12 protein-coding genes are annotated in these 16,118 nt (G+C 32.1%); 1 reads left to right on the top strand and 11 read right to left on the bottom strand.

Features of this window, described 5'->3' with window-relative positions; genetic code table 11:
• Positions 1-54: 54 nt before the first annotated feature.
• The 8 genes from C5Q98_RS00310 to C5Q98_RS00275 all read right to left on the bottom strand — a co-directional run bounded on the left by C5Q98_RS00310 (position 55) and on the right by C5Q98_RS00275 (position 9,103).
• Positions 55-1,191 (bottom strand): SGNH/GDSL hydrolase family protein, encoded by a 1,137-nt coding sequence (locus C5Q98_RS00310; RefSeq protein WP_106011753.1) that lies wholly within the window; start codon positions 1,189-1,191, stop codon positions 55-57.
• Positions 1,191-2,240, bottom strand: coding sequence for an SGNH/GDSL hydrolase family protein (locus tag C5Q98_RS00305; RefSeq protein ID WP_106011752.1), 1,050 nt, complete (start codon positions 2,238-2,240; stop codon positions 1,191-1,193). Before C5Q98_RS00305 ends, C5Q98_RS00310 begins: the two co-directional genes overlap by 1 nt.
• Positions 2,237-3,259 (bottom strand): glycoside hydrolase family 130 protein, encoded by a 1,023-nt coding sequence (locus C5Q98_RS00300; protein ID WP_106011751.1) that lies wholly within the window; start codon positions 3,257-3,259, stop codon positions 2,237-2,239. The genes C5Q98_RS00305 and C5Q98_RS00300 overlap by 4 nt, the downstream gene beginning before the upstream one ends.
• Before the next feature lies 1 nt (position 3,260).
• Complete coding sequence (locus C5Q98_RS00295; protein ID WP_106011750.1) at positions 3,261-4,439, bottom strand: glycoside hydrolase family 130 protein; 1,179 nt, start codon at positions 4,437-4,439, stop codon at positions 3,261-3,263.
• A gap of 1 nt (position 4,440) precedes the next feature.
• Complete coding sequence (locus tag C5Q98_RS00290; RefSeq protein WP_106011749.1) at positions 4,441-5,682, bottom strand: AGE family epimerase/isomerase; 1,242 nt, start codon at positions 5,680-5,682, stop codon at positions 4,441-4,443.
• A gap of 25 nt (positions 5,683-5,707) precedes the next feature.
• Complete coding sequence (locus C5Q98_RS00285; protein WP_106011748.1) at positions 5,708-6,586, bottom strand: carbohydrate ABC transporter permease; 879 nt, start codon at positions 6,584-6,586, stop codon at positions 5,708-5,710.
• Positions 6,587-6,639: 53 nt separating this feature from the next.
• Positions 6,640-7,644 (bottom strand): carbohydrate ABC transporter permease, encoded by a 1,005-nt coding sequence (locus C5Q98_RS00280; RefSeq protein WP_106011747.1) that lies wholly within the window; start codon positions 7,642-7,644, stop codon positions 6,640-6,642.
• A gap of 73 nt (positions 7,645-7,717) precedes the next feature.
• On the bottom strand, positions 7,718-9,103 hold the full coding sequence (locus tag C5Q98_RS00275; RefSeq protein WP_242967379.1) for an ABC transporter substrate-binding protein: 1,386 nt from the start codon (positions 9,101-9,103) through the stop codon (positions 7,718-7,720).
• 316 nt (positions 9,104-9,419) lie between these two features.
• Here C5Q98_RS00275 and C5Q98_RS00270 point away from each other — a divergent pair, with 316 nt between their 5' ends.
• Entirely contained in the window at positions 9,420-10,295 is an 876-nt protein-coding gene (locus C5Q98_RS00270) for a helix-turn-helix domain-containing protein (RefSeq protein WP_106011746.1), read from the top strand.
• A 16-nt stretch (positions 10,296-10,311) separates the two neighbouring features.
• Here the strand turns inward: C5Q98_RS00270 and C5Q98_RS00265 are convergent, their stop codons facing one another.
• Genes C5Q98_RS00265 through C5Q98_RS00255 form a run of 3 tightly spaced genes read right to left on the bottom strand, consistent with a single transcriptional unit; the run spans position 10,312 to position 16,101 of the window.
• The gene (locus C5Q98_RS00265) at positions 10,312-11,349 is read right to left on the bottom strand and encodes a substrate-binding domain-containing protein (protein ID WP_106011745.1); all 1,038 of its coding nucleotides are present in this window, start codon (positions 11,347-11,349) and stop codon (positions 10,312-10,314) included.
• Positions 11,350-11,371: 22 nt separating this feature from the next.
• Entirely contained in the window at positions 11,372-13,567 is a 2,196-nt protein-coding gene (locus tag C5Q98_RS00260; protein WP_106011744.1) for an alpha-galactosidase, read from the bottom strand.
• Positions 13,568-13,581: 14 nt separating this feature from the next.
• A complete protein-coding gene (locus tag C5Q98_RS00255; protein ID WP_106011743.1) occupies positions 13,582-16,101 on the bottom strand; it encodes a beta-mannosidase in 2,520 nt (839 codons plus the stop codon).
• Positions 16,102-16,118 lie beyond the last annotated feature (17 nt).

The raw sequence follows: 16,118 nt of genomic DNA, 5'->3' as shown, positions 1-16,118 counted from the left end.
ACTTGATTGTAGAACTGCTGAAGTTAACCATATTTCATATACTGAAGTTTTTAATCAATTGACGATTAGTGAAATCAATTCAAATGGAGCTTTCAGACCTGCAGTCTCAGAGTCAATCTCAAATTCAACTTTATACTCCGCTAACTCTAAACCTGATACAAGCTCTTGTATAAAAAGCTTATCTCCCCAAGTTTCATCAAAATTAGCATCAAGTTGACCACTAACAATTAACTTTTCATTTTTACTATAAATTTTATAATTAAGAATTGGAGCTGGTTGAATTATAGTCTTTTTGAATTGAGCATATATATCTTTGCCCCAAATGTTAAAGTTTATCTTTGAACCTTTTTCTTGGCTATACCATCCACCTTTAAAAACATCTTTAATTGCTTCCTTTTCTAATTGCATTGGTTTAAATCCATTTAGTTTCGGTTCAGAATTTTTTTGATTAAAGATTATAGAGTTTTCATATCTATTTTTAGTAATTGGTTCTTTCAAACAATTATAAAGTTCAGTACCACTATAAGTCGCTACTTTTCTCCTTACATCCTGAATAAAGCTAAGCAAAAGCTCTGAGATTAACTCCATTCCTAAGTCATTAGGATGCAATCCATCTTCTGAAACCGCCTCTAAAAGATCATTATCTTTTAGATATTTATACACAGAATCTTTCATACTTACACTAGTTAGATTATAGTGTCTGGCTAATTTGCTATGAATTCTCTCTGCCGTTCTGCCACTACTATATTCAACATTATGCAAGAGAAGAATAGTAATCTCAGGATTAAAACTAATGATTCTCCTCAACAATCCTTCATATGTTTCCAAATAAAAATCATTCTCGTCATCATTTACAGAAAACTCAATAATTATTAGATCTAAATCATGTCTCAAAAGATCATAGCCAACACGAGCTACTCCAAAATGAGAATCAGTTGCTCCTATACCAGCATTGATAAAATTAATTTCATTTAAATTTAACTCTTCTTTTAGTTTCTGTGAGAATTTACTTACATATGTATTACTTTCAGAGCTGGCTAAAGATCCTTGTGTTATTGAACCACCAAGAAAACCTACATTCAACTCTTTTTTAGATTTAGCTTTATCGAATAAATTTTTCCAAATATACAGATTACCCGTATTTAATACTCCGGATTTATAATCTATTTCATTCTTGTCAAAATTAACCATTAAAAACTCCAAAGATCATCTATTTCTTCTATGTAATTATAAAGTTCATCTGCCATTTCTTGGGCTTCACTAATACGTGGGTGTCCGGGAGTTGCCGAACCATTTCGTGAAAACACATAATGGTGCACACGATCGTTGGATATACTATTTTTAACATCCTCAATTGCTCTATCCCAAGCCGCATCATGATTAAGCAGAGTCGTTATTAAAATAAAATGAGTTCTTGGATAAAACTCCATGAGAGTTCGAATAAATTTCTCATATTTTGCTCTCCAAAGCTTAGACTTTTCGCCATCATAGTCATCTGCCATAAAACTTTCAGGATGGCTATCATTTTGACCAATTGCGATAATAGCAAGATGAGGTTCATATAGATCAAAATCCCACTCACTAGTTTCTAAAATTTGAGGATTATATTGAAGCTTATCATAAACAGACTCCATACCAATGTAATCTGGTCCACAAAAATAACCTGTCCCATCCATCAAGGCGATCCCACCTTGTGCTGTTGTATGAATTTCTGCTCCTAACATTCTTGCCAAAATCCAACCATATGAATACCATGAATTTGAGTATTGACCTATATGCTCAGGATCACTTTTACCAACATAATCAACAGCTTCAGCTACTTCACCACAAGAAACACTATCACCAAATACTTCTATTCTTCTATTATTATTTATGGTACATGGAAGAATCTCACAATCATTTCCTAGTATTTCAAATGAATAAATATCTAAAACATGACATGCATCTTGTCTCTTAAACAATATTAATTCATGCTCTTTAAAATCCAAATTTTCAGCTAGAATGTACGTTTTACGTCCTTTCTCCGAAGATATTTCAACTTTATTTTGCACTCCATCAATTATTACGCCAAGGAAATTAGTCCAATATTGATTATGATTTTCTATTTCTACAGAAATTCCATTACCTATAAATTTTATCTTTACAAATGAAGAAGCATAAATCATCCTAGCCCATTCAGAGCTAGAATGATCTATCCTACCGCTATACTTTAATAATTCATTTTTTGCAGAAATTATCATCTTATTCCAATCTCAGTATCAGTTTCAGATACACTATTGTTTTCTTTTATATAGTCAATAATATCGTCTAGTTGTGTAAATGCCAACGCTACATAGCTATCAGCTGCTCCATAATAAATTGCAATTCTACCAGTTTCTGAATCATGGATAGTTGCACAAGGGAAAGCAACATTAGGTACAAAACCTCTTTCTTCATACCAGTTTTCTGGTGTCAAAATGAAGTTATTACATCTATATTTAACAATTGAAGGGTTATCAATATCTAATATCGCTGCACCGATTGAGTATACAAGTCCGTTACAAGTTCCTGTTACACCGTGGTAGAACAATAACCATCCTTCGGATGTTTCTATAGGAGCTGCTCCACCACCAATTTTTACTGATTCCCACCAGGCAGAACTTGGTGACATAACATGTCTGTGTTTACCCCAGTAAGTCATGTCTGGACTTTCACTTAAGAAAATATCACCAAATGGAGTATGTCCACTATCTGAAGGTCTAGATAACATTACAAATTTATCATTAATTTTACGAGGGAAGAGTACAGCATTTCTATTGAATGGAATAAATGGATTTTCTATTCTTGTAAAAGTCTTAAAATCTGTAGTTGTAGCTAATCCAATTGAGGCACCATAAAAATCTTGGCACCACATAATATAATATGTATCCTCTACTTTTACTAATCTTGGATCATAGGCATATCTTGGCATAAATGGTTCGCCGTTTTCATTTACAAATTGAATTTTTTCTTCCTCAAATTTCCAATTAATAGCATCGTCACTATATCCTAAATAAATTCCTGGAATTCCATCAACTTGCTCACCTCTAAATACTCCTATGAATTTACCTTCATAAGGTATAACAGCACTATTGAAAATTCTTGCAACTACACCTGGAATAGGGTTACGATCAATGATTGGATTTTGATCATATCTCCATACAGGTACTCCTTTTAGATTCTCTGGTTTTTCTTGCCATGGCATGTTTGCTACTGGTTCTGAAATCATTTTGTATTTCATATTATTTCTCCTTCTCTGATAATAATTTCTTGTTTTTTTCTATTAATGAAATTCTTTGTTTTACACAATCTACAGACCTCAATGGATCTTCTGGTGTATTAAATACATAATCTACTAATTTATCTATTGTTGTAGTTGCTACATGAAGTCTAGTATCAGACGCAGCATAATAAATAAATACTTCATTATTTTCGTTTACAATAGCTCCATTCGTGAAAGCTACGTTACTTACATCACCAACTCTTTCACCGCCAAGAGGTCCGAGGAACATACCTGAAGGTTCAGCAATCAACCTCTTAGGATCATTCAAATCTGTCGCGAAGCAATATAATACATACCTTAAGCCTGCTGCTGTGTTACGTACTCCATGAGCTATATGGATCCAACCTTTGTCAGTTTTAATTGGTACTGCACCAGCACCATTTTTAGCTTCAGTAATCGTGTGGTATTTTCTTTTACTTACTATAATCTCTTCATCAATTACAGCGTTTTCTATACTTTCTGAGAGTCCAAAACCAATACCTCCACCAGAACCAGTTTCAATAAAATCGTCCATAGGTCTTGTGTAGAAAGCATATTTACCATCAACAAATTCAGGGTGTAAAACAACATTTCTCTGTTGGTCAGATCTAAGAGTCTTCAAGTTTGGTAATCTTTCCCAATTTTTAAGGTCTTTAGTTCTTACAATCCCTGCTTGAGCTACTGCTGCAGATATATCATTGGAGCTATCATCATGACTTTCAGAACAGAATATTCCGTATATATAACCATCTTCATGTTGGGTTAATCTCATATCGTAAACATTAGTTTCTTCTGGAACAATGTCTTCTAAAAGAATTGGATAATCCCAGAATCTGAAATTATCGATACCATTATCGCTTTCAGCTACTGCAAAAAATGATTTTCTATCATTACCTTCGACTCTAGGCACTAAATAATATTTGCCATTCAAATATATTGCTCCTGAGTTAAATACCGCATTAATTCCTAGTCTTTCAAGAAATTTTGGATTAGACTCAGAATCAATATCATATCGCCAAAAAACAGGTGCATGCTCTCTAGTTAGAACTGGATTTTCATATCTTTCAAAAATGCCATTCTTACTTTCTAAGGCATGATTCTTTTTTGACAATAATTCCTCTTGTTCCTTCAACAATTCAAAATATCTCTCATGAATCATTTTATTCTTCCCTTTCTTTCACTCTTTTGATTATTTCTATACACATTCGGCCATTGTGATAAGGACACTTCCATGGCTCGACAATTGGTTTATCAGGTACAGCTTGACCATTTTCATCTGTCAACCAGAACCATTCACTGCCTGGTCTACTATCAACCACATTCTTTTTGATAAATTCCCAAATTGCTAAACTTGCATCCAAATATTTAATATCTGATTCATTCCTCTGCCACTTATTGAAGAATCCTAGACATGCTTCAGCTTGAACCCACCAAATTCTTGAAGTATCTACTACACCATTTTCAGATTCATTAGCTAGTGATGCACCATCAAATGCCAATTCATAAGTTTTTTCAGCTAGATTATCGACAATCTTCTGGCTCTCACTGAAATCATATTTAGTTTCATCTCTATTTAAAACTTTAAGACCATATTCAAGCAACCAAGAAGTCTCTATATCGTGTCCAAATGAATGTAAATCTATTATTGGCTTATAGTCTTTATCAAAGAATACTTCTTGCCTACTTTTCTCTGAGTTAAAGATTTTGCTTTCAATTATTGCTATTATTTCTAGTAATTTTTGTTCTACTGCTTCTTGCTGAGTTACTCTATATAATTCTGTATACGCTTCAAATACATGTAGAAGAGTGTTCATTGTTCTCTCAGCAATTACCCCATTTTCAGACAATTTATCATTACTTATGGCAGTAAAGTCAGAAGAGAATTGCTCTAAGTATCCATCCTTATCTCTACATTTGTTTTCTATTATCCAAAACAACTTGTTAGCAAGTTCTAGAACTTCATCATCTTGAGTAACCTCGTAATATTTCACTAATCCATAAATTGCAAAAGCTTGATTGTAACAGTGTTTGGAAGAATCTGAAGGTTTACCATTATATTCTACTGACCAATAAACTCCATCATTTTCTTTATCCCAAAATTTATCCTTAAGAAAATCATAAGCAACTTTTGCTAAGTCCAGATATTGCTCTACTTCAGCTTTGTAATCAGCATTATCTTTATATAGCTCAGCTAAACTAGAAAAGAACCAAAGTATTCTACTGTTTAAAATGCATCCTTTAATACTTTCTCTCTCAACATTCAGGTCAAAATCAACAAAACCATAGAAACCACCATAATCTTGATCAACTAAACTTCCCCAAAATTTTGCTATTTTGCTTCGCAAATGATCATCAAGTTCTCTTGCAAACTCGTTTAATTTATTATTTATATTATCTTTCATTTTTATCCTCTATATTATTAGAATTTTATCCCTTAACAGCTCCGGCTGTAATACCACTATAAATTTGTTTTTGGAATATTAAGAAAACTATCAACGCTGGAATAAATGAAATAATTACTCCTGCAGCAATCATGTTGTATTGGCTTCCCATTGGACCAACAAAAGAATACAGAGAAATTGCAACAGTTCTTAAGTCTGGAGTCTGTAAATATAAATTTGCTGAATAGTATTCATTATAAACACCAACACCCTTAATGATACTTGCTGTTATAATTGCTGGTTTAAGCAGAGGCAAAATTATCTTCCAATATATAGTCCACAATGAAGCGCCATCAATAATTGCCGATTCATCTAATGAAATTGAAATATTCTCCATAAACTGAATAAATATATATATTGACATAACATCAGTACCGGACATCATAAGAATATAGCCAGGCAAGCTATTTACAAGTCCTAAAGAAGTCATTATTTTATACACTGTAACTTGCATTGAAATTCCTGGTAAAAGTGCAGCAAAAAGGAATAAAGCTCTGATCAGCGTGTTTCCTCTAAATTTAAACCTATTTAATACATAAGCTAATTGCGTACCAATTAAAATCGTAATAAACAAAACTGATACTAAAACTATAGTTGAGTTAATAAAAGCTCTGCCCATATTTGCTGTCTGAAAAGCTCTACTAAAATTAGAGAAATTAAACCAGTTTTGCGGTGGCGTCATTACGTTAGTTTCCATATATTCAGTATTATCTTTAAATGAAGTTACAAGTATAGAAACTAATGGAATTAAAGTAATTATTGCTACTGCAATCACTGAGAAATATTTAATTATAGTCCATGCAATATTAGCAACTTTGCCTTTTGTTGGTTTTTTATATTTTTTATTATCACTAATAGTATTCATATATATCCTCTTATCTACATCTTGAAATCTAATAATTAGCTTCTTTAAGCAAATTAAGCCTTCTTAGTTTTCTTAGATTTTTTCCTGGCTTTCTTTGCTTTATAAGATTCGACCTCACTATCAGCTTCTCTGAAAAAGTATTTAAAAATAGCTCTCTGTCCAATTGTGAATATAATAATGACAATGAATAGGACTATAGACATTGCAGATGCCAAACCGATCTTTTGACTTATGTGAGCTAAGTTATGCATAACAATAAAATACGTTGCAGTTCCATTTGCACCACCAGTAACAACGAAAGGTTGCTCAAATGCACTTAATGAACCTGTAATCGCCATAATTACATTTAAGGTAATTATTGTTCTAATACTAGGAAGTGTAATATTAACAAATTGTTGCCATTTATTCGCTCCATCAATCTCTGCAGCTTCGAATAAAGTGGTATCAATAGACATTATGGCTCCACCAAATAAAACCATATTCTGCCCGAAATATCTCCATACCGAACTAAAAGCAAGTGACCAGTTGTTAACTGCTTTATCTCGTAACCAATAAGGTAAACTCTCTTGGGAAAAACCAAACCATTGTAATACTGTGTCAAACACGAAAGTTCTAGTGAAGAAAAATTTAAATATAAAACCTATTGCAATTGCATTTATCATATAAGGAAAGAACATAATACCCTTGAATAAATTCTTTGCCCTCATTTTACCAGTTAATACAACAGCTAAATACATAGCCAATACAATTTGAACGACAGCTCCTACCATGTAATAACCACTTCGTAGCAATCCTTGTAAAGTATCATCTCTTTTGAATATATCAATATAGTTTTTCCACCCAACGAATTTTCTTTTATCCATTGGAGTTGAATATTTCATGTCGTAAAAACTAAATTCAACCATTTGTGCAAAAGGAATGTATGTGAATAGTAGCAGCATTGCTAAAGGAATCAGTGAAAATAAAATAATCAGGGTCCATTTTTGGCCCTCTAGAGTTTGCATCTTTTGCCAAAGACTCCTTTTACTACTCTTCATTTTTAATTCTTTCTCTTTCATGTTTATCTTACCTTTTTAAAAAGCTATCAGACCCATTGCGGATCTGATAGCACCATTTACTAATCTTTATTTATTATTCGTTAACTTCTACATCTAATGCAGCTTGAGCATCTGACCATCTTTGGTTCCACTCAGACATAATTTCGTCAAATGTCTTATCACCAATTGCTGCATGTTCAATAATTTGTTGAATTTTTTGGTCACCACCAGCATTAATATTTAATTCACTCTCTGAGTTTAGGTTATTAAATAAATCTTCTTCACCTTCAACTGCTGGAGCAGTACTTAGTAACTCAACATTATCGAAAGATAATTTTGTATCTTCACTTTTCTTTGAAACAGGTAAACCAAATTCGTTATATGTATATCCTGATTCGTCTGTCATCCATTTAACAAAAATTAATGAAGCTTGAATCTCATCTTGTGATGCATTCTTATTAACAGCATATGGATAATCTGGTCCAGCATAAGAGTATTGTTTTCCATCTATAGAAATAGGGAAGGTCATGTACCCAATATCGTCAGCATTTTCACCTGCTGCAGACACTTGTGGAATAGCCCAAGATCCTAATACCATAGTTGCTATTTCACCATTATTCATTCTTGTCTTACTGCTTTCCCAGTCAGTTGTAGTATAGTCATCTTCAGTTAATTTATTTGCAACTGCATCATATAGAACTTTATACACAGCGTATGGGTGTGTTGAATCACCATAGTCTTGGAAAGGATCTTTAGCATGCAAGAATTTTTGGTTAAAATATTCTGTATCACCAGTAGAATTAATAGCTATATATTGATCCCATGCACCCATTGTCCAACCTGCTGCGTAGTTTGTGTATAAAGGTATTGCATCAGTCTTTTCTTTTATAGCTTGTAGGGCAGAAATAAAATCTTCTGGAGTTTTTGGAAGCTCTTTCACTCCAGCTTTTTCAAAAACAGCTTTGTTATATAGTATACCGACTGTAGTAGCTGAAGTAGGAACACCATAAACTTGTTTTCCATATTCATGCTCGATTGCATAATTTATCAATTTATCCATTTCGTCCAAACTACCAAATGAATAGAAATAATTTTGATAATCTTTTTTATCTAATGCAGGTATCATCATTACATTTTCATATTCTCCAGATGAAATATGAGTTAAAGCGTTATCAGCATATGCTGTATCTGTTAAAACATTAACTTTAATATTTGGATAAACCTTGTTGAACTCTTCAATATATTGTTTCCAATTTTTACCTTGATAATCATCACTATCCATATCAGTTCTATGGTTATAGAAAGATATTTCTGCTTCCAAATCTGTAAAGTCTTCACCTACCTTAAGATCAGCATAATTAACAATTGAGCTTTCTTCTGGATTTTCATTTCCTTGCTCATTTTCTTTTCCAGTGCTGTTGTTACATGCACCCAGTAACATAGTAAAAGCTAAAGCACTTGCTATAATTTTCTTTTTCACTTTAAAACCTCCTCAATTAGCTAAACTAATTTTTAACTATTTTTAACTTAAATCAAGTTTACAAAATTGCTTATTTTAATTCATCATTGAATCTAATTTTAATCACTCATTACTGTTTTACAGTATTTTACTGTGATTAATTACAATTTTCTCTATATATTTTTGTGCATTTGTCAAGACAAACAAGCTAATTTGATCGTTTTATGATTAAATATCTATTTCTTATTATTTTTTTAATCGTTTTTTACCCTATTCATCTCTAAAAATTAATTAAATCATGTGATAAACTTTAAGTAAATTTACATTCGAGGATATTATGCAGAGTATGAGTTTCAGTAAAACATTTAAAGACAAAGCGGAGAATTCTAAAATTAACAAAATCTCATCGTTAAAGAATATATATATGTATACTTTCTCAAAGCATTTAGGAAAAACTGAATTCGTTAAATCAGATACTTATTATTTAATTTTCCTAAATAAAGGTGAAATATATATAAATGGTAAAAACAATGAAAAATTTCACCTGTCTTTAGATTCCAATAATGAAAATGAAAGATCAGTTATTTTTTTAAAGGCCGGTGTAGAATTCCAAATAACTAATAATAAAGATAATAGCGAAGTAGTATTTTTAAGTCTTTCTAGTAGTAATGCTAGCATGTTCTTATCTCTAATCAATGATCCAATTAAGCTTATTTATGATAAACAAGAAATAATATCTGATTACATAATCTTCCTACTTAACTACTTTGATAAGAACTCTTCTAATCTTGATCCTTACCATTTAGAGACATTTTGTATACAATTTTTGTACAATATTAGAAAAACAATTTTGTTAGAAGAAGAGTATAAAACTAGTAAAATTCCTAGAGAATTTGAGATGATAAAAAATTATATAGACAGTAACTTCTTTGAAAAATTAGATCTGGAAAAATTAGCAAAAGTCGGAAATATTACAGTTAATCAATTAAGTAACAACTTCTCTAAATACTATAAATGCGCACCTATACAACACTTAAACCAGACACGTTTATTAAGAGCAAAGTTTTTACTAGAAACAACTGACAAGAAAATACACGAAATAGGAGAAATGGTTGGAATACCAAATACCAACCATTTCATCAATCTTTTTAAAGATAAGTTTGCTATAACACCATTTAAATACCAACAAACATTCAGACAAAACAATAAGTAGATAGTTTATAATTACATTAATTCTCCCCTGCTTTTTGTAAAGGCGCTGCACTATTCTTTTCCACAAGATGTCCCTCAATAATACTAATTTTGCTGGAAGTATTTTGCCCCTGTAAACGTTCTTTAATTTTTCTGAGAGTCATAGCTACCATTCTATCAATATCAACCTGGTATGATGTTATTTCAATTGGGCTAATACCAGGGAAAATATAGTTATCGTAACCTACTACAGAAACATCTCCTGGAACAGAATAACCTTTTTGCTTCAATCTCTTGATGACTTCGCTAGCAGTCAAATCGTTGTTGCAGACAAATGCTGTAGGCATTTTGTTAGGTAGTTTTAAGTACTTATCGAAATTTATACCACCTACTTGAGGATGCCTATCTGGTATTACCCAATCCATATTAACATCTATGTCAGCATACATTAGAGCTTTAACATATCCTAAATATCTATCTGTTATACTATCCGTAGCCAAGACTGTACCAACAAAGGCTATATCTCTATGCCCTAGATCTATCAAATACTTAGTCATAGTATATGACCCATAAAAACTATCAGAAATTATACATTCACATTTATCACTCTTATACGAAAAATCTAGACATATTAGAGGAATAGTTATTTTTCTTGTTAATTCATGCATATAACTATTGGTTACTTTACCTACTATAACTAATGCATCAACCTTTGACTCTACTATCAATTGAGGCATATTCAACGCAAATTCATCTTCCTCAGAAAGTATTTCTAGCAAGGTAAAATTTTTGCTCATTGCTGCTGCAGTTGTTAAATTCTTGTACATGTTAAGATAAAAAGAATCATATTCATCCATATAGTTCTCGCTAATAACAATACCTATATTCAATGAATTGGAAGTGCTAACATCTATATTTCTTTTAATTTTTTGGTAACCCATACTTTCAGCAACTTCCAAAATCTCTAGTCTTTTATCAGCACTGACTCCTTTTTTCCCAGAAATTGCTTTGGAAACACTTACAACGCTAACACCTACTTTTTCTGCAATATCTTGTAAGGTAACTTTTTTCTCCATTTATTAATCACCTCTCATTTAATTAAATTGCTTCAATATAATATTTCTTTGAAAAGAAATCAGAATCGATTCCCTTTATTAGTATTCCTGCTCTTTGGAGGGCATCTCCAAATACTTCAAATTCTTCTCCATCTTCACTTGAAACTCTGTATAGTTTATCCGAATCTAAACCTTGCAATTTCAACTTTCTACTTTTGACATTTGCTTTATTTAAAACATTTACGAAAAACAAAATTGCCTTTTCTTTTTTCTTATCAACGATTATATAAGAATCCGAAACACCATTTTCTCTATAAGACTCTAAACGGTAGTAGTCACCGCTTTGAATCAAAGGTTGAATTTCCTTGTAGTTAGCAATCTGATCTGGTATTGCAGTTTGTTCATCTGAACTTAATTTTGTTATATCTAATTCATACCCGAAAGTTCCAAACATTGCTACATTTCCTCTAGTACTAAATGGGGTAACTCTACCAACAGTATGATTTGGCACTACTGAAACGTGTGAACCTATTGTAGACAAAGGATAAACTAGCGCTGTTCCCTCTTGTATCGCTAATCTGGAAATAGCATCTGTATTATCTGAGGACCAAATTTGTGGACTGTAATATAACATACCCGGGTCAAATCTCGCTCCTCCACCAGAACAATTTTCTAATAATAGATCTGGGAATTCTTGGATTAGACGCTCTTGCATCTCATATACACCAAGTACATATCTGTGACTTAATTCACCTTGTTTATCTTTTTCTAAGTAGGCACTGCCTAAATCGCTAAGTTGTCTATTCATATCCCATTTAACATAAGAAATATTAGTTTCTCGCAAGATTTTTGCTACCGCTTCGTAAGCATAGTCAACTACTTCTGGGTTAGATAAATCCAACACATATTGATTCCTACACAAGCTCGGATCACGATTAGGAATTGCTATTGCCCATTCTGGATGCTTTCTATATAGGTCAGAATCAGGAGAAACCATTTCAGGTTCAAACCACAAACCAAATTGCATACCAAGTTTATTTATCTTATCGTTCAGGCTCTTTAAACCACTAGGCAATTTGTTTTCATCTACAAACCAATCTCCCAGACTAGAGTTATCATCATCACGCTTACCAAACCAACCATCATCTAGTACAAAAAGCTCTACTCCTAATTCTGAAGCACGTTTTGCAATATCATAAATTTTGTCCTCATCGAAATCAAAATATGTTGCTTCCCAATTATTAATCAATACTGGACGCTCAGTATAAAGATACTTGCTTCTTACTAAATGATTACGATACAAATCATGATAATTTCTAGTCATTTGTCCTATACCAGTACTAGAGAAAGTCATAACTACTTCTGGAGTGGTAAATATTTCTCCTGGTTCAAGTAAGAAATTAAAGTGATATGGATGTATACCCATGCTAATTCTTAAAGTATCGAATTGATTTTTTTCAATCTGAGCGATGAAATTTCCTGAATAGACAAAACTAAAACCGTAGATATTACCACAATCTTGTGTTGCCTTTTTATCTACTACTGCAATAAAGGGGTGTTCCTGATGTGAGCTCTCACCTCTAATAGAGGAAACACTTTGTTTTCCGTAGTGAATTGGCGACCTTTCTATCGTTCTTTCTCTTGCCCAGGAGCCATGCATACTTAACATTTCATAATTTTCATCTTCTAGATCCAAAGATAAAGAATATATTTTATTAAGCTCAACCTTATTTGCACTAGTATTCTTAAAAATCACATTTCTACTTATAGCATCTACTTCTGAAAAAACCGAATAATAGAGATCTAATTCTAGATCCAAGACTGGATCATAGGCATTAATAATTAAAGTTTCTACCTCATCTTCATTTCCAAAAGTCGCCGGTAACCCTTCAAGTTTCGGTTTACCCTTCATAATTTCAAAATCTTTATATAGAAACTCTACAGCATCTTGATTGTTAAAGTCTTTAATAGCAATTGCACTTTCTCTATAATCCCCAATACCATTACTTGGATATTCAGCTCTATAAGAATCCAAAAATGATGTAGTATCACGTTTGTTAACCTTAGGTGTAAAAGGCGACTCGTCTAATCTTAATAAGTATCTTAAATCATCTTCCTTAACTTTTTCGCCATAGTAAGTATTACAAATGTATTTATTATCTACTATTGAAATGATATATGTAGTGTTCTTAGTATTTAAATAAAAAGATTGTAATTCTTGATTATATTTTATTGACATGTTTTTCTCCTTTATTATTTGTATGTATCAACAACTGACAAGTATTTAATTTTTTCTTTTAAAAGATCTTTGCTCAAGGGATACCCATTATTTTCTTTAAACTCTTCTAATTCAGTTTTACCAAAGATAATATGTTTTTCTTCACCTGGTAAAATATCAAAATAATTTTGTGGAATAAACAGATCTATACCTTCAGCTCTAAGTTCTACTGATTTCATAAAAGCTGATGAATTAAGTGACATGACTATTTCATCTTTATTTTCTTGAACGTCAATGTTTACTTCACCTTTCTCCAGATTCATATATTTCACTGGAGCAAAGTAATATGTGTTTGAACTTATAAGGTTCTTACCCTCACATATCTTCAAACGCAAAAGATGACTTTCTTTAGCCTGGTCATCAGGAAGATTATCTGAAAAGTCTAAAGTTTGAACTAATTCTGTATTAAAGCATTTTGCCTCAATCTCAAATTGAGCAGAATCAACTTGCTCACCAGAAAAACTTAAAAGTTCCCATGACAAAACTAAGTTCTTACTCTCAGCAGCATCGTTACTTACATAAACATTTACCTTAGTATCATCAACAAAGGCAGAAACTAATTGTGGATTATAAAAATCACGACTATAGTATTGCAAAGCTTTCCATTTACCTAAATAATCTATTGAAGACCAAGAAGCTACTGGCCAACAGTCATTAAGTTGCCAATACAAAATCCCCATACATCTTCCGGAAATTTGTCTCCAGTGCTCTACACCATACTTAATACCTTCTGCTTGTACTAATTGTGAAATATAGATTACACTTCTAAAATCTTCAGGATATCTATATAGTTGAGAAACATAATTTAAAATTCTCTGATTACTATCTGGACCTGCTTTTTGGTGATTTTCCATTACTTTCGAAAAAATATTCTTATCTTCATTTTCTATATATTTTTCTAAAGTTTCTAAAGCGGGAAAAGATTGCAAGCCAAACTCACTCATAAAGCGAGGATTTATATTTTTATATTCTTTAAAGGGTAATGTACTATGCCATACTCCCCAGTAATGCATATCACCTTTGCTTTCACCATTTGGATCATCAAATCCTCCGCCTGATGAAGGTGAAGAAGGCCAATAAATATTGTAAGGTGCCTCATTTTCTAAAACTTTAGGAATAAGATCTTCAAATAATTTTAAATACTTTTGTTTATTCTTATCACGATCTGGCATTTCCCAATCTACATGGCTAGCTTCCATTTCATTATTTCCACAGAAAAGTAATAAAGATGCATGATTTCTAATTCTTTTACAAGCGTCTGCAATTTCAGCTCTTACACTATCGGCAAATTTCTCATCATAAATCTCATATGTAGCACAAGCAAACATGAAATCTTGCCAAACGAGAATTCCCATTTCATCGCATAATTCGAAGAAATAGTCTTCTGGGTAGATTCCACCTCCCCAAACTCTAATTGTATTAAAATTACTTGCGATGCAATCATCTAATAACTTCTTGGTTCTCTCCTTGGAAGTTCTAGATAAAATATTGTCTTCAGGAATATAATTAGCACCTTTGATAAATATTGGAAGATTATTTACTCTAAACTCAAATTTTTCACCCCACTGGTCAGGGTCTTGTCTTAATTCTATTTTTCTTATTCCAAGTTTTTCTTCCTTGTAATCTATTAATTCCCCTTTATAGTATAGTTTTGTCTTTAATGTATACAAATAAGGATAACCGAAGCCTACTGGCCACCATAAATTGGGGTTGTTAATATTTAACTTAACCTGTTCTCCATAACTTGAGTTTGCTTCTGCTACTATTTGATTATCTTCATCACAAAGTTCATATTTTAAATTTAACTCTGTATAATCTTCTGATATTTCATCTTCAAATATCTTGCAGTTCGTATCGATGAAAATATCGGCAGCTGTAATCTCACCAGAACTATTTTCACTAAAAATTTGACCTATTAAATTAGAATCCAAAACAGCTTCATCATAAAACCTAAAATATGCTGAACGATGAATTCCTAAATCAGGTAGTATTGGGCCCCAATCCCAACCAAACATGTAGTGTGCTTTTCTAATATGGCCGATACCTGGCATTGAAATTGTAAATTGAGGCAAGTGATTATTTTGCTCTGCATTTTCAACTGCACTAGAAGGAGATTTCAACTCAATTGCAATTGTATTTTTTCCTGATTTCAAAACACCTTTAACATTAATAGCATAAGTCCTATGCATGTTATCTGTTTCTTGAATCAACTCATCATTGAGGTAAATATTAGCCAGAGTATCCACTCCATCCAAAACAAGTTCTTGACATTGATGATTCAATAAATCTGAATTAACGGTAAAAGCCTTTGTATAAGTAAAATCAGAAAAACTAATTTCAGTGAATTTTTGTTCATTCAGTCTATAATAAGGGTCCGGCATTATTTCACTGTTAATTAAATCATTAAAAACAGAACCTGGGACTTTCACTTTCACTTCATTATCTAAAATTGAACTGCTTAATTTCCAATCTCCTGCCAAATCAATTTTGTGCATAAATAACTCCTCAAGTT

It is taken from the genome of Fastidiosipila sanguinis, from assembly GCF_002998295.1.
Taxonomy (GTDB): Bacteria; Bacillota; Clostridia; order Saccharofermentanales; family Fastidiosipilaceae; genus Fastidiosipila; species Fastidiosipila sanguinis.
Note: the sequence above shows the minus strand (reverse complement) of the source record. Positions and strands in the feature narration are given on the sequence as shown.